Origin of the sequence: Nakamurella lactea DSM 19367 (assembly GCF_000426645.1) — a bacterium.
Classification (GTDB): domain Bacteria; phylum Actinomycetota; class Actinomycetes; order Mycobacteriales; family Nakamurellaceae; genus Nakamurella; species Nakamurella lactea.
Genome location: NZ_AUFT01000007.1, coordinates 85,803 through 111,583 on the forward strand (window position 1 = coordinate 85,803; position 25,781 = coordinate 111,583).

Annotated in this window: 19 protein-coding genes; 15 read left to right on the forward strand and 4 right to left on the reverse strand. The window is 69.9% G+C overall.

The window, feature by feature from the left end:
• The first annotated feature begins 37 nt into the window (after positions 1–37).
• Genes K340_RS0108320 through K340_RS0108350 form a run of 8 tightly spaced genes read left to right on the forward strand, consistent with a single transcriptional unit; the run spans position 38 to position 11,236 of the window.
• Positions 38–1,012, forward strand: a complete 975-nt coding sequence (locus tag K340_RS0108320; protein WP_029136381.1) for an ABC transporter ATP-binding protein — start codon at positions 38–40, stop codon at positions 1,010–1,012.
• On the forward strand, positions 1,009–3,060 hold the full coding sequence (locus tag K340_RS28400; protein ID WP_051265482.1) for a S9 family peptidase: 2,052 nt from the start codon (positions 1,009–1,011) through the stop codon (positions 3,058–3,060). Before K340_RS0108320 ends, K340_RS28400 begins: the two co-directional genes overlap by 4 nt.
• The gene (locus K340_RS28405; RefSeq protein WP_084614184.1) at positions 3,057–4,520 is read left to right on the forward strand and encodes a serine hydrolase domain-containing protein; all 1,464 of its coding nucleotides are present in this window, start codon (positions 3,057–3,059) and stop codon (positions 4,518–4,520) included. Before K340_RS28400 ends, K340_RS28405 begins: the two co-directional genes overlap by 4 nt.
• A complete protein-coding gene (gene menC / locus K340_RS0108330; protein ID WP_029136382.1) occupies positions 4,520–5,629 on the forward strand; it encodes an o-succinylbenzoate synthase in 1,110 nt (369 codons plus the stop codon). Before K340_RS28405 ends, menC begins: the two co-directional genes overlap by 1 nt.
• 29 nt (positions 5,630–5,658) lie before the next feature.
• Entirely contained in the window at positions 5,659–7,443 is a 1,785-nt protein-coding gene (locus tag K340_RS28410) for a PucR family transcriptional regulator (protein WP_211229332.1), read from the forward strand.
• Between the two features lie 17 nt (positions 7,444–7,460).
• Positions 7,461–8,333, forward strand: a complete 873-nt coding sequence (locus K340_RS0108340; RefSeq protein WP_211229333.1) for a hypothetical protein — start codon at positions 7,461–7,463, stop codon at positions 8,331–8,333.
• A gap of 27 nt (positions 8,334–8,360) precedes the next feature.
• Positions 8,361–9,761, forward strand: coding sequence for a serine hydrolase domain-containing protein (locus tag K340_RS28415; protein WP_037363533.1), 1,401 nt, complete (start codon positions 8,361–8,363; stop codon positions 9,759–9,761).
• A complete protein-coding gene (locus K340_RS0108350; protein ID WP_211229334.1) occupies positions 9,758–11,236 on the forward strand; it encodes an amidohydrolase family protein in 1,479 nt (492 codons plus the stop codon). Before K340_RS28415 ends, K340_RS0108350 begins: the two co-directional genes overlap by 4 nt.
• A gap of 64 nt (positions 11,237–11,300) precedes the next feature.
• Here K340_RS0108350 and K340_RS28420 read toward each other — a convergent pair whose 3' ends face one another.
• Positions 11,301–12,743: an MFS transporter gene (locus K340_RS28420; RefSeq protein ID WP_051265485.1), complete on the reverse strand. Its 1,443-nt coding sequence runs from the start codon at positions 12,741–12,743 to the stop codon at positions 11,301–11,303.
• A gap of 167 nt (positions 12,744–12,910) precedes the next feature.
• Between K340_RS28420 and K340_RS28425 the strand changes: the two genes are divergently transcribed.
• The 3 genes from K340_RS28425 (at position 12,911) to K340_RS0108370 (ending at position 15,156) form a co-directional block, all read left to right on the forward strand.
• On the forward strand, positions 12,911–13,408 hold the full coding sequence (locus K340_RS28425) for a MarR family winged helix-turn-helix transcriptional regulator (RefSeq protein WP_037363535.1): 498 nt from the start codon (positions 12,911–12,913) through the stop codon (positions 13,406–13,408).
• Between the two features lie 90 nt (positions 13,409–13,498).
• Positions 13,499–13,855, forward strand: coding sequence for a YciI family protein (locus K340_RS0108365; protein WP_029136385.1), 357 nt, complete (start codon positions 13,499–13,501; stop codon positions 13,853–13,855).
• Positions 13,852–15,156 (forward strand): RNA polymerase sigma factor, encoded by a 1,305-nt coding sequence (locus tag K340_RS0108370; protein ID WP_029136386.1) that lies wholly within the window; start codon positions 13,852–13,854, stop codon positions 15,154–15,156. Before K340_RS0108365 ends, K340_RS0108370 begins: the two co-directional genes overlap by 4 nt.
• A gap of 69 nt (positions 15,157–15,225) precedes the next feature.
• Here K340_RS0108370 and K340_RS0108375 read toward each other — a convergent pair whose 3' ends face one another.
• Positions 15,226–16,620: a pyridoxal phosphate-dependent decarboxylase family protein gene (locus tag K340_RS0108375; RefSeq protein ID WP_029136387.1), complete on the reverse strand. Its 1,395-nt coding sequence runs from the start codon at positions 16,618–16,620 to the stop codon at positions 15,226–15,228.
• A gap of 19 nt (positions 16,621–16,639) precedes the next feature.
• Positions 16,640–20,095: a beta-N-acetylglucosaminidase domain-containing protein gene (locus K340_RS28430; protein WP_084614186.1), complete on the reverse strand. Its 3,456-nt coding sequence runs from the start codon at positions 20,093–20,095 to the stop codon at positions 16,640–16,642.
• A gap of 163 nt (positions 20,096–20,258) precedes the next feature.
• Here K340_RS28430 and K340_RS0108385 point away from each other — a divergent pair, with 163 nt between their 5' ends.
• The gene (locus K340_RS0108385) at positions 20,259–20,489 is read left to right on the forward strand and encodes a FitA-like ribbon-helix-helix domain-containing protein (protein ID WP_029136388.1); all 231 of its coding nucleotides are present in this window, start codon (positions 20,259–20,261) and stop codon (positions 20,487–20,489) included.
• Positions 20,476–20,916, forward strand: a complete 441-nt coding sequence (locus K340_RS28435) for a type II toxin-antitoxin system VapC family toxin (protein WP_051265490.1) — start codon at positions 20,476–20,478, stop codon at positions 20,914–20,916. The genes K340_RS0108385 and K340_RS28435 overlap by 14 nt, the downstream gene beginning before the upstream one ends.
• Positions 20,917–20,926: 10 nt before the next feature.
• Here the strand turns inward: K340_RS28435 and K340_RS0108395 are convergent, their stop codons facing one another.
• On the reverse strand, positions 20,927–21,754 hold the full coding sequence (locus K340_RS0108395) for an SDR family NAD(P)-dependent oxidoreductase (protein ID WP_211229335.1): 828 nt from the start codon (positions 21,752–21,754) through the stop codon (positions 20,927–20,929).
• 181 nt (positions 21,755–21,935) lie between these two features.
• On the opposite strand from K340_RS0108395, the gene K340_RS0108400 reads away from it, so the two are divergent.
• Together K340_RS0108400 and K340_RS0108405 are read left to right on the forward strand one after the other, a co-directional pair.
• A complete protein-coding gene (locus K340_RS0108400; RefSeq protein WP_029136390.1) occupies positions 21,936–22,982 on the forward strand; it encodes a mannonate dehydratase in 1,047 nt (348 codons plus the stop codon).
• A 345-nt stretch (positions 22,983–23,327) separates the two neighbouring features.
• Positions 23,328–25,688 carry an alpha-L-fucosidase gene (locus K340_RS0108405; RefSeq protein ID WP_029136391.1) on the forward strand — a complete coding sequence of 787 codons (2,361 nt, stop codon included), beginning with the start codon at positions 23,328–23,330 and terminating at the stop codon, positions 25,686–25,688.
• The last annotated feature ends 93 nt before the right edge of the window (positions 25,689–25,781 follow it).

Below are 25,781 nucleotides of genomic sequence, written 5' to 3' on the forward strand. Positions count from 1 at the left end.
GGGGCGTCCGCGCGAGGGACGAGCGGCAGGCACCCCGATGAGCAGCTTGGAGTTCCGTGACGTCGGTGTCACCTTCGGGTTCGGGCCGGGGGCGCTGCGCGCAGTGGACGGAGTGAACCTGCAGGTACCGGACGGCACCGTGGTCGGGCTGGTCGGCGAGTCGGGATCCGGAAAGTCGACCCTGGCCAGGGCTGCCGTCGGGCTGGCGCCGTTGACCACCGGCAGCATCACGGTGGACGGGACGCCGATCCCGCGGCGCGGCACCCGGCCGGTGCAGATGATCTTCCAGGATCCGGTGGCGGCCCTCGACCCGCGGATGACGATCGGCGCCAGCCTCGGCGAGGCGCTCGCCGTTGCCGGCGTGCGCGGACGGCGGGACCGCGGCCGGCAGATCGGCCGACTGCTGGAGCAGGTGCACCTCGACCCGGAGCTCGCGGTGCGGCCACCGGCCGCGTTGTCCGGCGGGCAGCGGCAACGGGTCGCGCTGGCCAGGGCGCTGGCCGCCGAACCCAAGGTGATGATCGCCGACGAGATCACTTCGGCGCTCGACGTTTCCGTGCAGGGAGCGGTCCTCAACCTGATCCGCGAGTTGCGCAGGGACCTCGGCCTCTCCATGCTGTTCATCTCGCACAACCTGGCCGTGGTGCGGTACGTCAGCGACCTCATTGCGGTGATGTACCTGGGCCGGATCGTCGAGATCGCCCCCACCGAACAGCTGATCAACGATCCACAGCACCCGTACACCCGGCTGCTGCTGTCCACCGCACCACGCCTGGGCGCCACCCTTTCGGCCGGACGGCTGCCGGACGGTGTGCGGGATGTCGAGCCGGCCGACCCGCACGACCCGCCGACGGGCTGCTCGTTCCATCCCCGGTGCCCGGTCGGCCCCGCCGTCGACCCCGGCCGTACCGACTGCGTCACCGACGATCCGTTCCTGTCGATCGACGAACGACCACACCGCGCGGCCTGTCTGTACGCCGGCCGCCACTCCCTTCGAAAGGATCCCGCGTGACCCGCCTGCCGAACCTGGACGACCTGGAAGTGCTGCAGCGACCGAGCGACCCGACGATCTCGCCGGACGGCGGCACCGTCGTCTACGTCGTCACCACGGTCGACACCACCGCCGATGCCGACCGCAGCCGGCTCTGGTGCGTCAGCACTGGCGGCTCGGCGCGGGAGCTGACCAGCGGCGATCACGATGCGGCGCCGCGGTTCTCGCCGGACGGCAGCCGGATCGCCTTCCTCCGGGTGGTCGATGGTGCACCGCAGCTGCACCTGCTGGACATGACCGGGCCGGGGGAGCCGACGAAGCTCGGCGCCGCCCCGCTGGGCGCCGGCGCACCGGTCTGGAGCCCGGACGGACGCCGGATCGCCTTCACCGCACCGGTCGACCGGGCGGCGCCGGAGGCTGAGGATGCGGCGGCCGGTGCCGCCCGCCGGTCGACGGCGCCGGTCGCCATCGACCGGCTGGGGTACAAGGCTGACGGCTCGGGACGGCTCGGCGAGCTGCGCAGCCAGCTGTTCGTCGCAGCTGCCGACACGGACGCCGCTGCCGGCACGGCCGGCGGCGCCCGGCAGCTGACCGACGTCGACGGGCATCTGGGGGCGCCGTCCTGGCACCCCGACGGCGATCGGATCGTGGTGACCGGATCGCTCGGCGATGATGCCGATCTCGGTTATGTGAGCACCGCGTTCCAGGTCGCCGTTCCGGGCTCCGCCGAGCTGGAGAACCACTCGCCGGCAACGGATCTGGACCCGATCGGCGTCGAAGACGGCATGATCGCGCTGGCCGGCTGGCTGCCGGACGGCACCGATCTGCTCGCCGTCGGGCGCGCCGAGCCGAGCGTCGGACACCTGCACCTGCTGCGGATGGCCCCGGACGGCAAGCTGAAATCGCTGACCGACGGCCTTGACCGGAACGTGATGCCCGGCGGTCCCGGCTATCCCGGCGGACTGCCACAGCCGATCCCGGGTGGAGACGAGGTGCTGTTCTGTGCCCGCGATCGCGGCTGCACCGGCGTTTATCGGGTCGGGATGGACGGCGCCACACCGACTCCGGTGCTGGCGACCGCCACCTCGGTGGTCTCCGGGCTGAGCGTCGCGGCGGCCGCGCCGGTCGCTGCGGCGGTGGTCGCCGACGGCGACAGCTACGGCGAGATCGTGCTGGTCGACCTCACCGACGGATCCAGGGCAACGCTGACGGCGCACACTCACAGCTGGCCGGCGGACGTCCGGCCGGCCCGCGTCGTCGAACGGACCTTCACCCTGGACGACGGTGGCACCGTGCACGGATTTCTGCTGCGCCCGGAGAACGCCGACGGCGCAACACCTCTGCTGCTGGACGCGCACGGTGGGCCGCACAACGCCTGGAGTCCGGTGCCGGACGCCGGTCACGGCTACCACCAACTGCTGGTGGACAAGGGCTGGTCGGTGCTGCTGCTGAACCCGCGGGCCAGCGATGGCTACGGCGAGGACTTCTACCTGTCCAACGTCGGTGCCTGGGGTCACGGCGATCAGGCCGACTTCCTCGAACCGCTGCAGCAGTTGGTGAACGAGGGACTCGCCGATCCGGGCCGGCTGGCCGTCACCGGGTACAGCTACGGCGGCTTCACCACCTGCTGGCTCACCGGGCACACCGACGTCTTCGCCGCTGCGGTCGCCGGTGGCGTCGTCTCCGACACCGTCGGCCTGCTCACCTCCGACGAGGGCTACCCCGGGCTGAGCTGGGAGTTGGGCGGCACCGCGTGGGCGGACCGGGAGAAGCTGGCCGGACAGTCGCCGTTCGAATCGGTGGCGGCGGTGAACACCCCGACGCTGATCCTGCACGGCGGATCGGACGACCGCTGCCCGGTCGGTCAGGCCGAACTCTGGTTCACCGCACTGCGTTCCCGAGGGGTGCCGACCCGGCTGGTGCTCTATCCGGGCGGCTCCCACCTGTTCATCCTCAACGGCCGACCCTCCCATCGTCGCGACTACAGCGAACGACTGACGGCCTGGGTCACCGACCACGCCGGAGGGGCCGCAGCATCCACCACGACCACCGAGAAGGAGTCAGCATGAGCACGGCCACCGACCAGGAAACCCGCGCGTCAGCCCCGTCAGCCGAAGAACCGCAACGGTTCTCGATTCCCGGCACCGCGACGACCAAACTGGACGCCGCCCATTGGCGAGCCAGGCTCGCCGAGCTCATCGACACCTACCGGGTGCCGGGAGCCAGCCTCGGCATTCTGCGTGACGGCGCCATCACCGACGTGTCGGCGGGAGTCCTGTCCAAGGCCACCGGTGTCCCGGCAACCCCGGATTCGGTGTGGCAGATCGGTTCCATCAGCAAGGTGTGGACCGCGACCCTGATCATGCAACTGGTCGACCAGGGCAAGATCGGGCTCGACCAACCGGTGGTGGAGATCCTGCCGGACTTCAAGGTCGCCGACCCGGAGGTGACCGCCGAGGTCACCGTCCGGCATTTGCTGACCCACACCAGCGGTATCGACGGCGACGTGTTCACCGACACCGGCCGCGGTGACGACTGCGTCGGCGAGTACGTCGCGCAACTCACCGGGGTGGAACAGAACCACCCGCTCGGTGCCACCTGGTCGTACTGCAACTCGGGCTACATCCTGCTCGGCGGCATCATCGAGAAGGTGACCGGAAAGATCTGGGACGCCGCGCTCACCGAGCAGTTGATCACCCCGCTGGGGCTGCAGGCGACGGTCACGCTGCCCGAGCAGGCCCTGCTGCACCGAGCGGCGGTCGGCCATGTCGGCGAGCCGGGTGCCGATCCGAGGCCGACCCCGCAGATGCTGCTACCCCGTTCGGCGGGGCCGGCCGGCCTGATCACCGCCCGGACGCACGATCTGCTGTGTTTCGCCCGGATGCACCTGGCCGGCGGCGTCACCGCCGACGGCCGGCGGCTGCTGTCGGTCGACAGCGCCCGGCAGATGACCGAGCACCAGGCGGACGTGCCCGACCCGTACACCCTCGGCGGCGGATCATGGGGGCTGGGCTGGATCCGGTTCGACTGGAACGGAACGGAACTGATCGGCCACGACGGGTCCACCATCGGGCAGAACGCGTTCCTGCGGATCCTGCCAGGGCAGGACTTCGCCGTGGCGCTGTTCACCAACGGTGGTGACAGCAAGGGGCTGTTCCAGCAGCTGTATGCCGAGATCTTCGCCGAGCTGGCCGACACCGCCATTCCGCCGAAGTTCGAGCCGCCGGCGGAACCGCCGACGGTGGACATCACGCCATGGCTCGGCCGCTACGAGCGGGCCTCGCTGCACACCGAGATCTTCCTCGAGGACGGCAAGCCGGTCCTCAAGGAGACCGCGGTCGGCCCGCTCGCCGAGCTGGATCCGGACGCGGGCAGTCACGAGCTGCCGCTGGTGGCGGTGAGCGACAACCTGTTCGCCGCCCACGTCGCCGAGATCGACAGCTGGATGCCGGTGACCTTCTACCAGCTCGACAACGGCGCCAGATACGTGCACTACGGCGTCCGGGCCAACCCCAAGGTCGACAACTGATGCGCATCGACGCGGTGGAACTGCGGCAGGTCCGGATGCCGCTGAAGTCGCCCTTCCGCACCTCGTTCGGCAGTGAGTACGACCGCAGCATCCTGCTGCTCGCCGTACACAGCGGCGGCGCCGTCGGCTGGGGCGAGTGCGTGGCGATGTCGGATCCCTTGTATTCCTCCGAATATCGCGACGCCGCGACCGACGTGCTGCTGCGCTTCCTGCTGCCGGCCCTGGCCGACCGGGAGCTGCGGGCCACCGACGTCGGGCCGCTGCTGGAGCGATTCCGCGGCCATCGGATGGCGAAGGCTGCCATCGAGGCAGCGGTACTCGACGCCGAGCTGCAGCTGCGCGGCGAATCACTGGCCGGATACCTGGGCGCGACCACCGACCGGGTGGCGGCCGGCGTGTCGGTGGGCATCGCCGACTCGATACCGGCTCTGCTGCAGGAGGTCGGCGGATACCTGGACTCCGGCTACCGCCGGATCAAGCTGAAGATCCAGCCGGGCTGGGACGTCGAGCCGGTGGCCGCGGTGCGTCGGGAGTTCGGCGCCGAGCTGCCACTGCAGGTCGACGCGAACACCGCTTACCGGCTCTCCGATGCCCGACAGCTGGCCCGGCTGGACGAGTTCGACCTCTTGTTGATCGAACAGCCGCTGCCCGAGGAAGACTTGTTGGGGCACGCCAGGCTGGCCGAGCAGATCAGCACCCCGGTGTGTTTGGACGAGAGCATCACCTCGGCGGAAAGTGTGGCCCAGGCGATCACCCTCGGCGCCTGCGAGGTGGTGAACATCAAGCCGGGCCGGGTCGGCGGCTATCTGGAGGCCAGGCGGATTCACGACGTGGCCAGCGCGCACGGGTTGCCGGTGTGGTGCGGCGGGATGCTGGAGACCGGTATCGGCCGGGCCGCCAACCTGGCGTTGGCCGCGCTGCCGGGATTCGTGTTGCCCGGCGACACCTCGGCCTCGGACCGTTACTACGCAGAGGATCTCACCGAGCCGTTCGTCCTCGAGGACGGGTACGTCCGGGTGCCGACCGGCCCGGGGATCGGAGTGGCGCCCGACCCGGACAGGTTGAGCGCGCGCACCGAGAGCGTGCAGACCTTCACCCCCGGTAGCTGACGGGCGACGGGATGGCCAGCGGAGCGCACGTGCGGACCACCGCCACGACAGGTGACAGGGCCACGCTGGCCGGCTTGCTGGCGCATCTCGGTGGCACCCTGCTGTCGCTGGCCGCCGGTGTCGCGGACGACCGTCCGGTCGAGGCGGTGGTGATCCACGACCCGCTGGACGAGGAGATCGTGCCGCCGCACGCCGTCGTGCTCGCGGTGGGCGTCAGCGGGTCGGACGGAATCGTCGGCCTGCTGGAATCGCTGTCCGGGCTGCAGGTTTCGGCTGTCGTGGTGCGGGCACCGGCGGAGGCCGGGCCGGTGGTGCAGCGGGCCGTCGGTGAAGCCGGGGCGGTCCTGCTGGAGCTGACCCACGGGGCCACCTGGACGCAGATCACCAGCCTGGTGCGGACCGTCATCGGGGAGGGCCAGGTCAGCTGGGTCGGGGCCGACGCCGGCCTCCCGGACGGAGCTCCCAACGGCGACCTGTTCGCGGTCGCCAACGCGGTGAGCGCGTTGATCGATGCACCGGTGACGATCGAGGACCGGGCGTCGCGGGTACTGGCCTTCTCCGGCGGGCAGGACGCCGCGGACGCGTCCCGGATCGAAACGGTGCTCGGCCGTCAGGTGCCGGCAGCCTACCGGGACAAACTCGAGCGGATCGGGGTGTTCCGCCGGATGTTCCGGGAGGGCGGGCCGGTGTTCGTCGATCACCGGGACCTGGGTGAGCCGTCGATCGCCAAGTCCCGCACCGCCATTGCGATCCGGGCCGGCGACGAAATCCTCGGATCGATGTGGGCAGCGGTCGACGCGGAGCTGACGTCGCAGCGACGGGATGCCTTCATCGACGCCGCGCACGTGGTGGCTCTGCAGTTGTTGCGACAGCGGGCCGGGGCGGACGTCGAGCGCCGGGTGCGCTCGGATCTGGTGGCCACGGTGCTCCGCGGCGGCTCCGAGGCGGTGTCCGCCGCCGCCCGACTGGGGCTCGGCGCCGGCGCGACCGTGGTGTTGGCCGCCACCCCCCTGGACGAGGCCGAACTGGGCCCACAGGCAGACCTGGAGGTCGGCAGGCAGCAGATCGCCGATGCGCTGAGCCTGCACCTGTCGGCGGTGCATCCACGTTCGGCGAGCGCGCTGATCGGCGGGATCGCCTACGGCGTCCTGCCCAGTGACAGCGGTGACCGGGCCACCTCGACCGCCCGGCGGATCGCCGAGAACTTCGTGGCGCGCACCGGGTCCCGGCTCCGGGTCGCGGTCGGCATCGGCCGGGTCGCGCACGATCTTCGGGACCTGGAACGCTCCCGGGCCGACGCCGACCGGGCGCTGCGGGTGCTCCGTCGGCCGGGTGCGACGATCTCGGTCGCCGGCATCGACGAGGTATTCGCCGAGGCCTTGCTGATCGAGCTCAGCGATCGGGCCGAGGCCGAGGGCTACCGGGGTTGGGGCTCATTGGCCGCGCTGGCCGACTACGACGGCAACCACAACGCCGAACTGGTGCCGACGCTGTGGTCCTATCTCGAAGAGCTCGGCGACGTCACGGCAGCATCGGAACGGGTACGGGTGCATCCCAACACCTTTCGCTACCGACTGCGTCGGATCGTGCAGATCGGCGGCCTGGACCTGGCCGACCCGCGGGTCCGGTTCGCCGCGATGCTGCAACTGCGGCTGGTCGGTTTCGACGGACGGGCGCCGTCGTCGGCCCCCACGTTGTCGGCCGGAGGGTCGGCGGCGGGAAGGTCGGCGGCGGGAACCTCGCCGCCGATAGGCCAACCGCACCAAGTAGCGGGTGTCGATTCTGCTGCGCCGACGAAGGACCGACCGAGGTGAGGCACCATTCTGACAAGGTGACTCAGGTATCTCGAACCCTGCCGACGCCGCAGCGGCACGCCGACCAGGTGGCACAGGCCGCCGCGCAGCGTGCCGGGGTGACCGTCGACGAGGTGGTGAGCCCTGGTCGGCTCAAGGACGTCGAGCAGTTGTTCCGGACCGTCTGGGAGACCGACCGGGACCGGCCGCCGATCAGCGCCGATGTGCTGCGGGCGCTGGTCCACTCCGGTTCGTATGTCGCCGCGGCCTACACCGCTGACGGTCGGCTCGCCGCGGCCGGCGTCGGGTTCCTGGCCACCGACGTGCGGTCGGCGGAGGTGGGCGGGACCGAGTCACCAGTGGCCTCGATGCACTCGCATATCGCCGCCGTGGCACCGGGAACGGAGCGACACGGGATCGGCAGCGCGCTCAAGCTGCACCAACGCGGGTGGGCGATCCGGCGCGGACTCCGCTCGATCACCTGGACCTTCGACCCGCTGGTCCGGCGCAACGCCGGGTTCAACGCCCATCTGGGCGCCGAGTTCGTGCGGTACTACCCGGATTTCTACGGCGAGATGGCGGACGGCCGGAACGCCGGGCAGGGCAGCGACCGGCTGCTCGCCCGGTGGGACCTGCAGCTGCCGGCGGTTCCCAGGGTCGCCGTAGAGCCGGTGGGTGATCGCCAGCGGCTGCTGGAACCCGACGGCGACGGCCGCCCGGTGGCCGGGACGATCGAGGGCGACCGGGCGTGGGTGGCGACACCGGCGAACATCGAGCAGCTCCGCCGGGTCGACCCCGACCTGGCCGGCCGGTGGCGCATCGCCGTCCGTGATGCGATGGAACCACTGCAGTCCGGCTGGCGGATCGACGGATTCACCGCCGGCGGCAGCTATCTGCTGGTGCGCGAATAAGCCCAACCACGAACAACGAGGAGAGACATGAACGTCACCGAGCGACTGCAGGCGATCGTCACCGAACAGGCCGAACTGGCCGGGGTCCCCGGCGTGTCCGTCGGAGTGTGGCTCGACGGCGACGCCTCCTACGCCTATCACGGGGTGACCAGCATCGAGAACCCGCTGCCGGTCGACGAGAACACGTTGTTCCAGTTCGGCTCCACCGGCAAGACGTTCACCGGCACGGCAATCATGCGCCTGGTGCAGGACGGCCGGATCGATCTCGACGCGCCGGTCCGGCAGTATCTGCCGGACTTCCGGGTGTCCGACGAGGCGGCCTCGGCGGCGGTCACGGTGCTACAACTGCTCAACCACACCGCCGGCTGGTCGGGGGACCGGATGGGCGATGCGTCGGACAACGGCCCGGAATCCATCGAGAGGTTCGTCGCCGCGATGGCCGGCCTCGAGCAGGAGTTCGCGCCCGGGACGGCGATGTCCTACAACAACGCCTCGCTGTCGGTGGCCGGCCGGATCATCGAAGTGGTGACCGGACAACGGTTCGAGCAGGCGATCCAGGAGCTGGTGCTGACGCCGCTCGGCCTCGAGCACACCTTCACCTCGGGCGACGATGCGATGACCCGCCGGTTCGCGGTCGGGCACGTGCCGGCGGGCGAGGACGCGCTCGCCGTTGCCCGGCCCTGGGGCCTACCGCGGTCCGGCGCTCCGGCCGGCGGGCTCACGGCCAACGCCGGTGACCTGGTGTCCTGGATCAGGTTCCATCTCGGTGACGGCACCGCCGCCGACGGCAGCCGGGTGCTCGAGGAAGCGACCCTGAAGCGGATGCAGCAGCCGACCGTCGACATCGAAGGATCCGCCCTCGGTGATCACATCGGCATCTCCTGGATGTTGGCCGACGTCGACGGGGTGCGCCTGGTGAGCCACGGCGGCAACACCATCGGGCAGGAGTCGGCGTTCGTGATGGTGCCCGAGCGCAGCTTCGGCATCGCGACGCTGACCAACGCGTCCGGGCCCGGTGGGAGCTTCAACACCGCGGTGGTGAAGGCCGCGCTGGCCGAATTTGCCGGCGTGCAAGAGGTCGAGCCGGAGCCCACCGACCGCACGGACGCGGAACTGAGCGGCTACGCCGGGCAGTACGAGACAGTGGCGATGGCGATCGACATCTCCGTTGACGGACATCGCCTGTCGGCGGATATGAAGGCGAAACCGGCCTTCCTCGAGGCCCTCGGCGCCAGCGAAGAGGACTTCGCGCAACCGCCGGTGGCGCTCGGCATGGTCGGCGCGGACGGCGACCGGTTCATCGCCGTCGACGGTTCCAGCAAGGGCATGAAGGGCGTGTTCTTCCGCTCGCCGGACGGCGCCGTCACCGGCGCGCACATCGGTGGACGGTTCGCGGCCAGGATCAACGTGCCGGCCGGCCGCGGGTGAGCTCGTCATTGCTGATCCGCGGTGGTCGGGTGATCGACCCCGGTGACGGCACCGATGCGGTGCGCGACGTGCTGGTCCGGGACGGGTCGATTGCCGAGGTGTCCGCGGCGATCGATGCCGCGGATGCGGAGGTTCTTGATGCCGCCGGTCTAGTCGTCGGGCCGGGCTTCGTTGACCTGCACAGCCACGTGCATTCGATCGCCGGGCAACGCCTGCAGGCTTTCGACGGGGTGACGACGGCGCTCGATCTGGAGGCCGGGCTGATGCCGATCGGGCTGGCCTACTCCGCCGCGGCCGCCGAGGGCAGGCCGCTCAACTACGGGTTCTCGGCCTCCTGGGCGGCGGCCAGGGCGCAGGTGCTGATCGGCGTGCAGCCGGACGCCACCATCGACGGCACCCTCGGGTTGCTCGGCGACGTCGGCTGGCAGCGGTCGTCGACGGCGGCCGAGCTGACCGGCTGGCTGGCCCTGCTCGAACGCGAGATCGCCGACGGCGCACTGGGTGTCGGGGTGCTGTTGGGCTACGCACCGCAGACCGATCCGGCGGAGTACCTCGCGGTCGCGCGGCTGGCGGCCGCTGCCGGTGCGCCCACCTTCACCCATGTCCGCGAGCTGGTCGAGGCCGACCCCGGCACTCCCGTTGACGGATCCGACGAGGTGCTGCGGGCGGCCGCGGAGACCGGCGCGGCAATGCATCACTGTCATGTCAACTCCACCTCACGCCGACACATCGACCGGGTGCTGTCGGCCATCGAACGCTCGCGGCTGGCCGGCGCCAGGGTCACCGTCGAGACCTATCCGTACGGAGCCGGATCGACCGCCGTCGGCGCCGCGTTCCTGGCGCCGGAACGGTTGACGCACTGGGGAATCGAGCCGTCCAGCATGGTGGTCGTGGAGTCCGGTGAGCGGATCGGGTCGGTGGATCGGCTGCGGCAGTTGCGATCCGACCGACCGGCCACCGAGGTGCTGGTGGAGTTCCTCGACGAGAACAACCCGGTCGACGCCGCGCTGCTGCAGTCGTCGCTGGCCTTCCCCGACGCCGTGGTGGCCAGCGACGCAATGCCGGTGCTGTCGCCCGGTCTGGTGGCCGACCCGCGGCGTTGGCCGCTGCCGGCCGATGGTGCCACCCACCCGCGGACGGCCGGCACCTTCTGCCGGTCGTTGCGGACGATGGTGCGGGACAGCAATCAATGGAGCTGGCTGGAAGCGTTCCGGCGCTGCTCGTACCTGCCGTCCAGGGTGCTGGACGAGATCGCACCGACGGCGAAGGCCAAGGGGCACCTGGGGATCGGCGCCGACGCCGACCTGGTGCTGCTCGACCCGGATGTCGTCGGCGACCGCGCCACCTACACCGCACCAACCCGGCCGTCGGACGGCATCCGGCACTTGCTGGTCAATGGCACCTCGGTCATCGCCGACGGGCAGTTGCTGGTCGATGCCTACCCGGGCCGTCCGCTGCGCGGCGAGCCGCGCTGAACCTGTCGGGTGCACCAGCAGTGGCGTACAGCGCATTCCTGGTGCACCCGAGGTGTTGTTCTCGTCAGACCCCGGCGCCGGCCCTTTGCGGGGCGGTGACGGACGCCTGTTGCCGTGCCGGAATCAGCGACGTCACCGCGGCCGCTAGCAGAGCCACACCCGCGCCGATCAGCAGGACGGTTCGGAAGCCGGCCTCCGAAGGCAGCGAGGTGCCACCGAAGTCCGTCGTCATCTGTGCCAGCAAAACCCCGATTACGGCGGCGGCGAACGAGGTCCCGATCGAGCGCATCAGGGTGTTGAAGCTGTTGGCGGAGGCGGTCTCCGACAGCGGCACGGCGCCCATGATGAGCGCCGGCATCGAACCGTAGGCGAAGCCGGTGCCGGTACCGCAGATCAGCGTCACGACCAGCAGGCCGAGGGTGCTGCCGAGCAGCGGCATGGAGATCGCATAGCCGACCGCAATCACCAGACCGCCGACGATCAGGGTCACCTTCGGGCCCTTGGCGGCCGAGAGCTTCGCACCGACCGGCGCCACCAGCATCATCATCAGGCCGGCCGGCGCCATCCACAGGCCCATCTGGATCATCGACTGGCCCAGGCCGTATCCGGTGGCGGCCGGCAGCTGCAGCAGTTGCGGGATCACCAGCGACTGGGCGTACATCGAGAAGCCGATCAGGATCGACGCGACGTTCGTCAGCAGAACCTGTGGACGTGCCGTCACCCGCAGGTCGACCAGCGGGTCCTTGGTCCGAAGCTCCCACCAGCCCCAGGCCAGCAGCACCGCCACCGATCCGATCAGCATGACGAGCGTGGTCGCGCTGCCCCAGCCCCAGTCCGAGCCCTTGGAGATGCCGAGCAACAGGGCGACAAGGGCAATGCCGATGCCGATCGCGCCGACCAGGTCGAACCGACTGCTGGTCTCCGCTTTCCGGCCGGCCGGAACCAGCGAGCTGACCAGGATTGCCACCACAACGCTGAGGCCGGCGGCGACCCAGAACAGCACCCGCCAGCTCGTGTTCTGCGCCACGATCGCGGCGAACGGCAGCCCGAGCGCGCCGCCGACACCGAGCGAGGCACTCATCACGGCGACGGAGGAGCCGAGTTTCTCGGCCGGCACCACGTCGCGCATCAGGCTGATCCCGAGCGGGACCACGCCCATGCCGAGGCCCTGCAGGCCACGGCCGACGATCATCGGCAGCAACCCCGACGACAGCGCGCACACCACCGATCCGATGATCAACGGGACTGTGCACAGCAGCAGGATTCGTCGCTTGCCGAACATGTCGCCCAGCCGGCCGGCGGTCGGCGTCGCGACGGCCGCGGTCAGCAGGGTCGCGGTCACCACCCAGGTGGCATTGGAGGCGGTGGTGTTCAGCATCTCCGGCAGGTTGCCGAGCAACGGCACCACCAGGGTCTGCATGATCGCGGCGACGATGCCGGCGAAGGCCAGCACCCCGACGATCCGACCGGTCGCCGGCGCGGATGCGGACGGCGTGAGTTCACTCATCTGGTACTCCCAAGGGATCAGCCGGGCAGAAAGTGACTGCCTGCGGATCGGCGACCGGCCGACCCGGGAACCCTACACGTGATGTGCATGATGCATATAATGTGTGTGTTACACATCACCGTGATATACCTGGGGACAGCCACATCTATACCCACGGAGGCACGGTGATGGACGAGCCGATCTCGGCGCTGGAGTTCGAGACGATGCTGCTGGCCAGGCACGGGTACCTCTCCACCTCACGGACCCGCATCCCCGAGGGCAGGCTGGACCGCAGTGCCTACGTGGTGCTCAGTCGGATCGAACTCGACGGTCCGATGTCGATCGGGCAGCTCAGTGATGCCTTCCGGCTGGATGCGTCGACGGTCAACCGCCAGACCACCGCGATGATGAGAGCCGGTCTGCTGCAAAGGATCCCGGACCCGGACGGAGGCATCGCCCGGAAATTCCGGATCACTGAGCAGGGTCGGCGCCGGCTGCACAGCGACCGCGAGACGAACGTCAACGGCCTGAGCCAGATCCTGCGGGACTGGACGGCGGCGGAAATTTCGGACTTCGTCGAGGTCCTGGCCAGGTTCAATCGTGACATCGAGCGCGCAGAGGGAGCGGCCTGGCCGCGCCCACTACCTGCGACCCCGGCAGGCAAGAGGGCGGGCGACGAGTCGTGAGGTTGCCCGGCCTCGGTGTCGATGGCGGGGCGGGCCGATCGTCGTAGAGGTGATCGGGCCGACCGGGCCCTGACGAAAGGACGGAAGAACATGGCGAAGTACCTGATCGGGATCTACGGCGACGAGCAGCAGTGGGACAGCATGACCGAGCAGGAGCGGCAACGGATCGACGCCGGGCACCGCGCCTTCCACGCGACGGCGGGTGCGGCCGTGCTGGCCGGCGGGGAGCTGATGTCGACCGTCACCGCAACGAGTCTGCGCGGCAGCGGCGACGGCGCACCGACCGTCACCGACGGGCCGTTCCTGGAGACGAAGGAGGTGCTCGGTGGCTTCTACCTGATCGAGGCCGCCGACCTGGATGCCGCGGTCGCGCTGGCCCGGTTGCTCCCGGAGAACGGCGCCGGTCACAGCGGGGTGGAGATCCGGCCGATGACGGCCGCCAGTTGACCCCGGACCCGCCGGACCCGACCGATCCGCCCGACCTACCGGCCCCGCTCGATCGGGTCCGGCAGGTGCTGGCCGCCGCTCACCGCACCGAGTGGGCCAGGGTGCTGGCGGCGACGGTCCGGGTCACCAGGGATCTCGACCTGGCGCAGGAGTGCTGTCAGGACGCGTATGCCAGGGCGTTGCAGACCTGGCCGGCCTCCGGCATCCCCGCATCTCCCGGCGGGTGGCTCACCACGGTCGCGCGGAACCGGGCAAAAGACGTGCTGCAGCGCGAGTCCCGGTTCCGGCGGGTGATGCCCCAACTGGTCGTCGACGATCCGGTCGAGGATCCGGCGGCCGATCCGAATGGCTCCCCGGCAGAGGTCCCGGTTGACGACCGGCTGGCCCTGATCTTCATCTGCTGCCACCCGACGCTGTCCGGGGATGCCCAGGTCGCACTGTCGCTGAGGCTGCTGTGCGGACTGTCCACCGCGGAGGTGGCCAGCGCCTTTCTGGTCACCGAATCCACCATGGCGGCCAGGATCACCCGGGCGAAGAAGAAGATCAGTGGAGCGCGGATTCCCTTCCGGGTGCCCTCCGATCGCGACCTGCCGGAGCGGGTGGCGGTCGTCCTCGACGTTCTGCACCTGGTGTTCAGCACCGGACACACCGCGCCGATCGGAGACCAACTGGTCCGCAACGACCTGCTGGACAACGCGATCGGCCTGACCCGTCAGCTCCGCGAGCTGCTCCCGGACCAGCCAGAGGTCGCGGCCCTGCTGGCGCTGATGCTGCTGATCGACGCCCGCCGGGACAGCCGGCTGACGCCGGCCGGTGAGTTGGTGCTGTTGCCCGACCAGGACCGCAGTCGGTGGGATCGGGGCAAGATCGACGAGGGTGCCCGGCTGTTGGCCGCCGCGCTCGCCGGATCGTCGCCGGGGACTTTCGCGGTGCAGGCGGCGATCGCCGCCGTTCACGCCGAGGCGGCGTGCTGGGACGACACCGACTGGGCCGAGATCGTCGGGCTGTACGACCTGCTGCGCGCCCGGTGGCCATCGCCGGTGGTGGAACTGAACCGGGCCGTTGCGATCGGCATGCGGGACGGCCCGCAGGCCGGATTGGATGCCCTGCAACCACTGCTGGACGAATCGACGATCGCGACCTACAGCTACCTGAGTGCTGCCCGGGCCGACTTCCTGCGCCGGCTGCACCGGTGGACGGAGGCGGCAGACGCCTACCAAGAGGCATTGGCGCTCACCGACAACGCCGTCGAGCGTTCGTTCCTGAGTGGGCGGCTCGGCCAGGTTCGCGCACACCGCTGACCGCCACCGACCAATTCGGGTCCGATGCAACCGAGTGGGTTCAGGCGGCACCCCGCACGCACTTCGCCGTCAGGCCGTTCCGTTGATCACCCGCAGCACCGCGGCCACCGAGGCGTCCACGTCAGCCTCGGTGGTGGCGTAGTTGGACACCGACACCCGGATCAGCCGCCGCCCGCGCCAGGTGGTGCCGCCGAGCCAGCAGGTGCCCTCCCGCTGCACGGCGTCGATGATCCTGTCCACCCGCGCCGGGTCCGCTGCACCGGGGTGCTCGACATCCACCAGCACCTGGTTCAGCACGACCTCGTTGACCACGGTGGCGCCGCCTTCGGTCAGACTGTCGGCGAACCGGCGGGCCAGTGCGCAACACCGCTCGACCAGATCGGCCACCCCGTCGCGACCGAGTTCGCGAAGGGCCGCCCAGACCGCAAAACCCCGTGCCCGGCGCGACGATTCGGGAACCAGATCGCCCGGCCCGTAGGAGATCGCCTCCGAGCCGGACAGGTACGAGGCTGAGTACGACATCGCGGTGGCCTGGGCGGCCGGGCGGGAGCAGAAGGCGAACCCGCTGTCGTACGGCACATTGAGCCACTTGTGCCCGTCGGCGCACCAGGAGTCGGCCAACTCCACACCGTCCACCAGCTGCCGCAGCCGTGGACTGGCGCCGGCCCACAACCCGAACGCCCCGTCGACGTGGACCCAGCCGCCGCGGGCGTGCGCCAGCTCGGCGCCGGCCCGCAGGTCGTCGAACGCCCCGGTGTTCACGTTGCCCGCCTGCAGACAGACGATGAGGGGTGTGTCGGCGGGGTCCGCCGCGAGAATCGTTGCCAGCGCGGCCATGTCCATCGCACCGTGCCGGTCCGCCGGCACCGCCTCGATGCCGTCCGTGCCGAACCCGAGCAGCCGCAACGAGGCGTCGATGGTGGCATGCCGCTCCTGACCGGCCAGTACCCGTACCCGCGGCGCGCCGGTCAGCCCGCGGGCACCGACGTCCCAACCGGCCGCCGCCAGCACGTGCTGACGGGCCGCGGCCAGGCCGACGGTGTTCCCGCCCTGGGCGCCGGTGACGAAGCCCACCGAGGCGCCGGCCGGGATGCCGAGCAGGTCCTTGAGCCAGCCGCCGGCCACCCGCTCGGCCGCGGCCGCCGCCGGCGAGAGCACCGCGTTGAACGCGGCCTGGTCCCAGCCGGTGGCCAGCATGTCCGCCGCGGTGGCGGCCGGCAGCGCGCCGCCCACCACGAAGCCGAAGAACCGCGGACCGGCGCTGCCCATCAGTCCAGGGCCGGCACCGATCAGGTCGGCGATCACCTGCCCGGCCGGTACTCCGTGGTCGGGCAACGGACCCTCGAACGCCGGCAGTACCCCGGCCAGATCGGCTCGCGGCGCCACCGGACGTTCGGGCAGTCCCGCGCGGAACCGCCCGGCCTCGTCAGCAACGGTGTGCAGCAGTTCGGTGAGGTCATCCATCACCGAAGCCTAGGCCGGGTCAGGCGATCGGGTAGGCCTGCAGCTCGTACAGCGAATAGCCGTAGGCGGTGCCACGGGCTACCCCCTGCATGCGCAGGTACGACACGTCGCCGGCCTCGATCCACAGCGTCTGCACACCACCAAGGCCGCCGCTGACGGTAGCCGCCGTTGTCCACTGCACACCGTCGGCGGACGTCTGCAGGGTGAAGTCCTTACCGAAGGCCGACTCCCAGCGCAGCACCACCTTGCCGAGTCGGGCCGGCGCCGCGAACTTCACCTGCAGCCACTCGCCGTCGGCGTGGTTCGAGCTCCACCGGGTGCCGTTGTTGCCGTCGATCGCGTGGTCAGGAGTGAACTGCGGCAGATCGTCCTCCGTGCTGGAAGCCGTTGCGACGCCGCCGTTCGCAGCGAGCGCGATATTGGTGTCACTCACCTTCGGGTGCACCCGGAGCACCGCGGCCGCCGACACCGGAGCCCCCGAGTGCGGGGTGAATCCGGCGGTGACCGGATACTCGCCGACAGTCGACGACGAGACGGTGGCCGGCAGCGTCAGCTGGTCGCCGCGGTGCACGGTGATGCTCCTGGTGGCCGGCTTGACCTTCACCCCCTTCGGGGCGATGAGTTGCCAACGCCCGCGCTGGTCGGTGATCCGGGTCGCGGTGATGGTGGTGGTCAGCTCGGTCGGTGTCGCCACCGTCGTCTCGGCCACCGCCGGGCTGACGCCGATCTCCGCGGCCGCGACATCGGCGTACCAGGGCACGATCTCGGCGATCTTCGGGGCCGCCGAACCCGGCGTCCAGAGCAACCGGATCGCGGTAGCGCTGTCGCTGCCCGCCGATCGGGCGGTCAGTTCGGTGTAGCCGGATGCGGCCAGTGCACCGATGGTGTGCCACTGCCCGTCGAGCTGCACCTGCACGTCGGCCTGCCCGGTGCCGGCTACCACCACCGCATCCAGCGGCCGTGCGTTCGACAACGTCAGCAACAAGGCGTCGCCGTCGGCCGGTGCCGAGGCGGCGGAGTAAGCGGTGTCCGGATCGCCGTCGGCCGCCGCGTGCAGGGAGGAACCGGTTGCCGCGGACGGGGTTCCGCTCACCGTGCCGACGCTGGTGTCCGGGCCGACCACCTGGAATTCCCGGACGACCACCCAGTTCGTCTGGGCCGCGGTCGCCCGCATCCGCACGTACCGGGCGGCGGTCCCGGCCGGCAGGTCGGCGCTGATCTCCGCCTGGTCCGAGTAGCTGCCGATCGGCGTCCAGGTCGTCCCGTCGGCGGAATACTCCAGGACTCCGTCGTGGATGTAGTCGTCGACGCTGCCGGACTTGCTCATCAGCAGCTTCACCGCCGAGATGTCCTTCACCGCCCCGAGATCGACCTGCACGGTGTCGCCGGGATTGGGTGCGGCAGAGCTCCAGAAGAAGGTGGCATCGTTGCCGTCGACCATGTTCGAGGGCAGGTAGCTCTGGTAGGTGGCCATCGAACTGCCGGCGGTGACCCGCTCGCCGGCGGTACCCAGCCAGCGATCGTTCGCCGTCAGCGCATCGTTGATGAAGCGATCCAGTACGCCGTCGCCGACCTGCACCGCCGCGTCGCCGCCGAGACCGTGATAGGTCACCGTCTTTGCCTGCGCCATCGCCGCGGTCGCCGCCGCGCGGTCGGTCAGGGCCGCGGCGCCGTCCCCGGCGCGCTGGTCGGCCAACATCCGCAGTGCTGCCCTGGCCGAGCTGCCCCACAGCTCCGTCGCGGCCAGCCACGGCGCCGCGTCGGTGACGAACGACGGGTTGTCCATCCGGTCGGTCAGCGTCTGCCTGGCACCCTGGATCACCGCGAGATAGCGGTCGAGGGAGGCCAGGGCCCGGGCGTCGCCGGCGTTCCACGCCGTCCAGAACTGTGCGGTCCGATCGGCCAGCACCGGCGCCTGCCTGGTGTCCAGGATGGAGTAGTACTCGAGGTCGGCGAACGCGGCCAGCGCCTCCCTGGTCGCCGGATCGCCGCCGGCCAGCTCGGTGATGCCGGCCTGCCAGGCGGCATCGGCGTCGTAGCCCGTGTCGTTCCAGGTGTAGTCGGCAACCCCGAACAGGGCCAGCTTGGATGCCTCTGCCTGGATCATCGGGTTGGCGGTGATGCCGAACACCGGCAGCCCGGGGTCGCGGCCGACATACGGCCCCAGCAGCAATCGGCTGGTGGTGTAGTCGTTGACCGGGTAGTTGTCCCAGATCAGGATGTCGTGCCCGAAGACCGTGTTCGCGGCCTGGGCCTGGGACTTGGTGATCGCGGCCGGCACCACACCGACGCCGGTCCATTCGACGATGATCGACGGGTCGAGGTCGGCCTTGATCGCGCTGATGTACGGGCTGTTGCTCACCGTGTAGTACTCGGTCGGCACCATTTCCAGCCGCTGTGCCCCGTCATGGGTGGCGATGAAGCTCTGCTGGACCTGGTTGAGTAGATACGCCTGGGCGTGGCCGGCGGCGGCACCACCGGTACCCCACTTCGCCCGGTCGGCGTCGCAGTTCCAGTTCGTGTAGCTGATGTCGTCCAGCGGTACCGCGAAGGTCCGAACGCCGATGTCCCACAGGGTTTGGAACTTCGCCACCAGGGCCTGCTCGTCGGCGGCCGACGAGTAGCAGACGGACAGCCCGGGGGACAGCGCGTAGGTGAACTCGACATGGTTGGCCCGGGCCCGATCGACCAGGGTCTTGAGGGCCGCGAGTTGGTCGGCGGGGTACGGATCGCGCCACTGCGCCCGCAGATACGGGTCGTCCTTCGGCGAGTAGACGTAGGTGTTCATCTTGTGCGTGCCGTAGAAATCCAGCTGGCGCAACCGTTGTGCGTCCGACCAGGGGTAGCCGTAGAAGCCTTCGATGGTGCCGCGCAGGGCCAGTGAGGGCCAGTCCCGGACCTGCACACCGGGGATGCCGGCGTTGCCGTGGTCCTTCGTCACCAGCTGGCGCAGGGTTTGCGCGGCGTAGAAGGTGCCGGTGGCGTCCTTGCCGGCCAGCACCACCAGTTGCTGGTTGCGTGCCTGTCCGGCCACCAGCACGTATCCGTCGGCCGCCAGGGTCTGCGGGCCGCCGACCTGAAGATCACGCAGAGCCGGTGCAGTGGCGCGGTTCTCGTCAGGCCCGCCGACGACGAAGACCGGCACCCCGTGCGGGACCGGCCTGCTGTCGTCGACGCTGCTGACGTTCGTCACGCCGGCTTCGGCCAGGATCGCCCGGACGGCGGTCACCGCGGCCGGGTCGCTGCCGGCTCCGGTGATCAGCACCGCCCGGTCGCCGAGCGTGATCCGGCCGTTGCGGGCCGTCATCGACTGTGGCTTCGGATAGACCGCCGGGAGTTCCCGCCCGTGCGCGGCCGGCGACGGCGCGGACTCGGGCGCTTGTGCGGCGGCGCTGCCGGCCGCGGCCGACTGTGTGGTCGTCACCCCGGCGACGAGTGCCAAACAGCTGACGAAGGCCACCAATGAACGGCGCATGCGGTTCTCCCGAGGGTTCGGACAACGGTGTCAGCTCATGCCACCACCACCGGGACCCGGCGTCAATAGCTCAAGATTGTCCGGATATCGGCAAAAGTGAACAGGAAGAAGCAGGTCAAGGGCAATGCTTGTGAAATGGCGCCAGTGGCGCCACAATGGCGCCATGACGAGCGTACAGATCAAGGATGTGCCGGAACAGACCCACGCGATCCTGCGACAGCGGGCGGCCGCCGCGCATCAATCGTTGCAGGAGTACTTACGGGCGCGGCTGATCGAAGAAGCGAGTCGACCGACACTCGAGGAGATCCTCGAGCGGGCCGGTGGCCGCCGCGGCGGGGTCGCTCCGTTCGCGGACACCGTCGCTGCTGTCCGGGACGACCGTGCTCGTCGTTGATGCCAGTGTGCTGGTCACCGCTCTTGCTGACGACGGAGCGGACGGACTGCTCGCCCGCCGCAGGCTGAGAGGCGAGGTCCTCGCGGCGCCGCAGCTGATCGACGTGGAGGTCGCATCGGTGCTCCGCAGGCTGAACAGGTCCGGGACACTCACTGATGCCAGGAGCGCGGATGCGCTCGCCGACCTGAGTGACCTGCCGCTTCGTCGGGCCGAGCATCCGGCGCTGCTGCGCCGCTGCTGGCAGCTGCGGCACAACCTCACTGTCTACGACGCCGTCTATGTGGCGTTGGCCGAGCTGCACGATGCGATCCTGCTGACTGCCGACCGGCGGCTCGCAACCTTGCCCGGACCGCAATGCCGGTTTGAGCTGCTCGAATCCGAGAACCCGGATTCCGGGAATCAGCAGGAGCTGGCCGGGAGCCGTTGACGGCCGGCGGTCAGTCGCTCGGCAGCGCCACCGGGACGGTGGCGATCAGGCCGCCGTCGACCGGGATCGAGGCGCCGGTGACGAACGACGCCCGGTCCGAGGCCAGGAAGACGATCACCTCGGCCACCTCCTGCGGCCGGGCCACCCGGCCCAGCGGATGGCTGGTACCCCAGCTGTCGATCAGGGCTTGGGCACCGGCATCGGTGCCGTCGGAGAACCGGCGGGCGGAGGCGCGCAACATCGGGGTGTCGACGGACCCGGGACAGACGGCGTTGGCCCGGATGCCGTTGGCCGCCTCGTCGACGGCGATCGAGCGAGCCAGCGCGTTCAGTGCGCCCTTGCTGGCGGTGTAGGCGGCGACGTCGGTCTGGGTGACGAAGGCCTGCACCGACGAGACCACAACGATGCTGCCGCCGCCCCGGGCGCGCAGGTGCGGCACCGCGTGTTTGACGGCGTAGAAGCAGCCCCGCAGGTTGATCGAGAGCACCTCGTCCCATTCGCCGGAGGTGGTGTCCGCCGCGCTGCCGTAGCGCTGCACGCCGGCCGCCGTCACCAGGATGTCCAGGGCGCCGAAACGCGTTGCGGTGCCATCGATCAGGGCGGCAACGGCGTCCTCGTCGGTGACGTCCGCGACCTGGGCGTCAACCCGGTCGGCGGCGTCGGCGAGCTCGGCCGACACCCGGTCCGCCTCGGCCAGATCGACGCAGCCGACCGTCGCGGAAGCGCCTCTGGCCAGCAGTAGCTCGACGGCTGCCCGGCCGATCCCGCTGCCGCCGCCGGTGACGACGGCAACCTTGCCCGCCAGTTCCTGATCCACTCGTGCCTCGCTGCTGGTCACCGTCTCGCCTCTCCAGGTTGGGTCAACTTCCGGCAGTCTTTCACCCGGACATTCCCACCGGGACCCTCAACCCTTGACCCTCAACCCGGGACCCGGCGGAATCGCGCCGGCGGCCATACTGACACGGTCGACATCTCGGCACCCGACCTGCATCTGCACCCGATCCGATGGATGGAGAACCATGGCGATCCGGCTGTCCCTCGGCCATGTCGACGAGTACGACGACGATGTGGCGATCTTCGCCCATCAGCTCGGTCTGGCCAGCGTGCAGTTGCACAATCCGAGCAACCTGCCGCTCACCGATGGGGTCTGGTCGGTGCCCGACCTGCAGGCCATCGTCGACCGCTGCACGGCCGACGGGCTGCGCATCGAAGGGTTGGAAAACGTTCCGGCGTCGGCATTCTGGAAGATCCAGCGCGGCGTTCCCGGTCGCGACGAGCAGATCGAGAACTATCAGGCGACGATCCGGAACATGGCCGCCGTCGGGCTCGACCTGCTCGGCTACAACTTCCTGGTGACCTACGTCTGGCGTACCCGGATGCGGGCCGCCGGCCGCGGCGGCGCCGTGGCCACCGCGTTCGACCTGGCCGAGGTGCCCGTGCGCGGCAACGAACTGGCCACCTACAAACTCACTCCGGACCAGCCGCTCACCGAGCCGATCAGCGCCGATCAGCTCTGGGACAACTACCAGTACTTCCTGGACGCGGTGCTGCCGGTCGCCGAGCAGGTCGGCGTCCGGCTGGCGCTGCATCCGGACGACCCGCCGGTCGACGAACCGCTCGGCGGCGCGGCCCGCATCTTCACCTCACCGGCGGCCATCGCGGAGGGCTACCGGCGGGCCGGCGACAGTCCGGCCTGGGGGCTGAACTTCTGCATCGGCACCGTTTCCGAGATGGGCGGCCAGGCCGCGGTCGAAGAGGTCATCGACCTGCTCGCGCCGGCCGGTCGGATCTTCTACTGTCACTTCCGCGATGTGCTCGGCACCGTGCCGGCCTTCACCGAGACCTTCCTGGGCGGCGGCAACCTGGATCCGGCCGCCGTGGTCCGCCGGCTGCACGAACGCGGTTTCGACGGCTTCCTGATCGACGACCACGTACCGGCGATGATCGGCGACGTCGACACCTGGGGGGACACGTCGTCCCGGGCCTACATCAGCCGCGGCCGCGCCCATGCCATCGGCTACCTGCAGGGCGTGCTGAACGGTCTCGGACTCGACGGCAAGGCCTGAAAACCCGTCGCCAGTAGGCCGTTTCCCGGGCCGATCGGCCGCCGGATCAGGCCGACTGGCGACGGGTTCTTCGGAACCTACGGGTTCGCCCCACCGTCCGGTAACCCGCTGTGGTGGATTCCGCGCGACCGGAGGCGTCGTTCGTAACATCGGATGAATTTGCCGTCAGATTGGCGGCTCGGTGTTGACATTGTCGCTGGTGCTGGCTACACCTCACTACGGACATCCGATCAATTCTGCCGGCCCGCCTGACTCTCGCACCGTGACCAACCCGCCCGACAGAGTCCGACCGGAGAGTCCGACCGGACAGTCCGATGTCCACCGATCTCAACGAGGAGTGTTGGTATGGCAGAGATTTCACGCCGACGGGTGTTGGGGCTGGCCGGCGGTGCTGCCCTGGTGGCCACCGTGGCTCCGGCCGGGATTGCGCGTGCCGCAGGCATCGCCGGTCCCGGGTCGCAGCCGGCGGCACCCGCCCTGACTTCCGACGTCTATCTGCCCCCGCCGGATCCGACGCCGGTGGACCTGGCAGCGCTGTTCAACAACGACGCGGTGTCCGGTGCCAATGCACCCGACGGCAACTTCGACGGATCCGGCTACACCTACCCGGCCGAAGAATTGGCCACCGGCACCGTGCTGGTCGGCGACCTGCCGTTCCGGTTGCCGGGCTCTTGGCCGGCCGGGACTCCGAACAACCTGATTCCCACCGGGCAGCAGATTCCGTTGCCGGCCGGCCGGTACCTCTCCGTTGAGCTGCTGGTCTCCGCCGGATACGGACCGGCGTCGGCCGAGGTAACGGTCCACTACCAGGACGGCAGTACCGCCACCGTCGGGCTGACGGCACCCAACTGGTACTCGGCCGCCGGGCCGATCGTCTGCAGTTTCCGCTACGGCCCCGACGGCGCGGTCGACCACAGTCCGGTGTCGATCGGGGTGGCTTCGCTGGCGTTGGACCCTGGCAAGGATGCGGTGGCGCTGTCGTTGCCCGATCAGGGCCAGCCGGCGGCAGGGACAGCAAGTCTGCACATCTGGGCGCTGACCGTGCAACCGGCCGCGGTCGGCAGATCGCTGCTGCTGCGCGATGTCCGATCGACGACCAACAGCCTGGTGGACGGCGGTCCGCAGTCGGTCGAGGCGACGGTGGTGAACGCCGGCACGGTGTGGCTGCTGCCCGCGGACAATCTTCAGGTGAGCGTGCGGGCGCCGGGCGCCCGTACCGTCAGCCCCGCCCGGGTGCGCCGACTCGGTCCCGGCGAGCAACTGCGGGTGCGGATCGGCATCGAAGACGGTGATGCCGACGGCACACCGTCGGCCGGTTCGGCGCTGGTGACGTCCGGAAACCGGTCGGTGGCCGACGCGCCGGCGACCTTCGACCTGGGGGTCCCCGGCTATCACCCGACGGCGGAATCCATCGGCACACATCAAGCGCCGTACTGGTTCTGCGACGCGAAGTTCGGCATCTTCATCCACTGGGGCGTGTATTCCGTACCGGGCTGGGCGCCGGTCGGTCAGCAATACGCCGAATGGTACTGGGCGCAACTGGACGATCCGAACAATCCGACCTACGCCCATCACCGGGACACCTATGGCGCGGACTTCAACTACGACGACTTCATTCCGATGTTCACCGCAGAGAAGTGGAACCCGCGTTCCTGGGTCGAGCTGATCGCGGCCTCCGGTGCCGAGTACTACGTGCTCACCTCCAAACACCATGAGGGCTTTGCCCTGTGGGACTCCAAGGTGTCCGATCGCAACGCCGTGAAGATGGGCCCGAAGCGCGACATCATCGGCGACCTGTTCGCCGCGTCCCGTCGCTACACCCCGAAGCTGCGTAACGGGCTGTACTTCTCACTGCCGGAGTGGTTCAACCCGGACAACCCGTGGCTCGGCCATGCGCCGCGCAACCCCTACACCCAGAAGTCTGTGCCGTACACCGGATATCAGGCCGGGAAGGACTTCGTCAAGGACTACCAGACGCCGCAGCTGATCGAACTGATCGACGGGTACGACCCGGACGTCATTTGGTACGACATCGGCGGAGTCAACGACAGCCTCGCGGTCTTGGCGGAGTACTTCAACCGGGCGATGAACCGTCCGCGACCCAAGAGCGTCACCTTCAACGACCGCGGCGGGATCGGTCAGCACGACTTCACCACCCCGGAGTACGCGACCTATCCGAACACCGTCGTTGCGAAGTGGGAAGCCAGCCGCGGCCTCGATCCGCGTTCCTACGGCATCAACCGGGAAACCCCGGACGATGCGTACATGACCGCCGAGGAGGTGGTGCACACCCTGGTCGACACCACCAGCAAGAACGGCAACTTCCTGCTGGACATCGGACCGAACTTCGACGGCACCATCCCGGCGATCATGCAGCAACGGCTCCGGGAGACCGGCGCCTGGATGGGGGTGAACTCCGAATCCATCTACGGCACCACCTACTGGTCACGGATGGCCGAACTCGGCAGCCTGCGGTTCACCGTCAAGCAGAACGAGGCGTTCTACATCACCTCGCTGGAGGATCCGGGCGAGACGCTCACCGTCAGCGCGCCGGTGCCGATCCGGCCGAACGACCGGGTCACCATGCTCGGCCATGGCCGGCCGCTGGACTGGACGGTGCAGGGCGGCAGCCTGCGGATCACGGTGCCGGCGGCCGCCCGTCGGGCCGGCAAGTACGCCTGGGTGTTCCGGATCAGCACCCGGTGAACCGCCGGCCGGGCGAGCCATAGACTGCACAGCAGCGGCCGTCGACGGCTACTCCGGCGAAGGGAGCTCCATGGTGGCTCCTTCCGGACCCGG

Coding starts and splice junctions, on each gene's coding strand:
- K340_RS28425 (WP_037363535.1), top strand. CDS start 12,911: ATGGACGAGCCGATCTCGGCGCTGGAGTTCGAGACGATGCTGCTGGCC.
- K340_RS28430 (WP_084614186.1), bottom strand. CDS start 20,095: ATGCGCCGTTCATTGGTGGCCTTCGTCAGCTGTTTGGCACTCGTCGCC.
- menC (WP_029136382.1), top strand. CDS start 4,520: ATGCGCATCGACGCGGTGGAACTGCGGCAGGTCCGGATGCCGCTGAAG.
- K340_RS28415 (WP_037363533.1), top strand. CDS start 8,361: ATGAACGTCACCGAGCGACTGCAGGCGATCGTCACCGAACAGGCCGAA.
- K340_RS0108385 (WP_029136388.1), top strand. CDS start 20,259: ATGACGAGCGTACAGATCAAGGATGTGCCGGAACAGACCCACGCGATC.
- K340_RS28420 (WP_051265485.1), bottom strand. CDS start 12,743: ATGAGTGAACTCACGCCGTCCGCATCCGCGCCGGCGACCGGTCGGATC.
- K340_RS0108405 (WP_029136391.1), top strand. CDS start 23,328: ATGGCAGAGATTTCACGCCGACGGGTGTTGGGGCTGGCCGGCGGTGCT.
- K340_RS0108365 (WP_029136385.1), top strand. CDS start 13,499: ATGGCGAAGTACCTGATCGGGATCTACGGCGACGAGCAGCAGTGGGAC.
- K340_RS0108400 (WP_029136390.1), top strand. CDS start 21,936: ATGGCGATCCGGCTGTCCCTCGGCCATGTCGACGAGTACGACGACGAT.
- K340_RS0108320 (WP_029136381.1), top strand. CDS start 38: ATGAGCAGCTTGGAGTTCCGTGACGTCGGTGTCACCTTCGGGTTCGGG.
- K340_RS28405 (WP_084614184.1), top strand. CDS start 3,057: ATGAGCACGGCCACCGACCAGGAAACCCGCGCGTCAGCCCCGTCAGCC.
- K340_RS0108375 (WP_029136387.1), bottom strand. CDS start 16,620: ATGGATGACCTCACCGAACTGCTGCACACCGTTGCTGACGAGGCCGGG.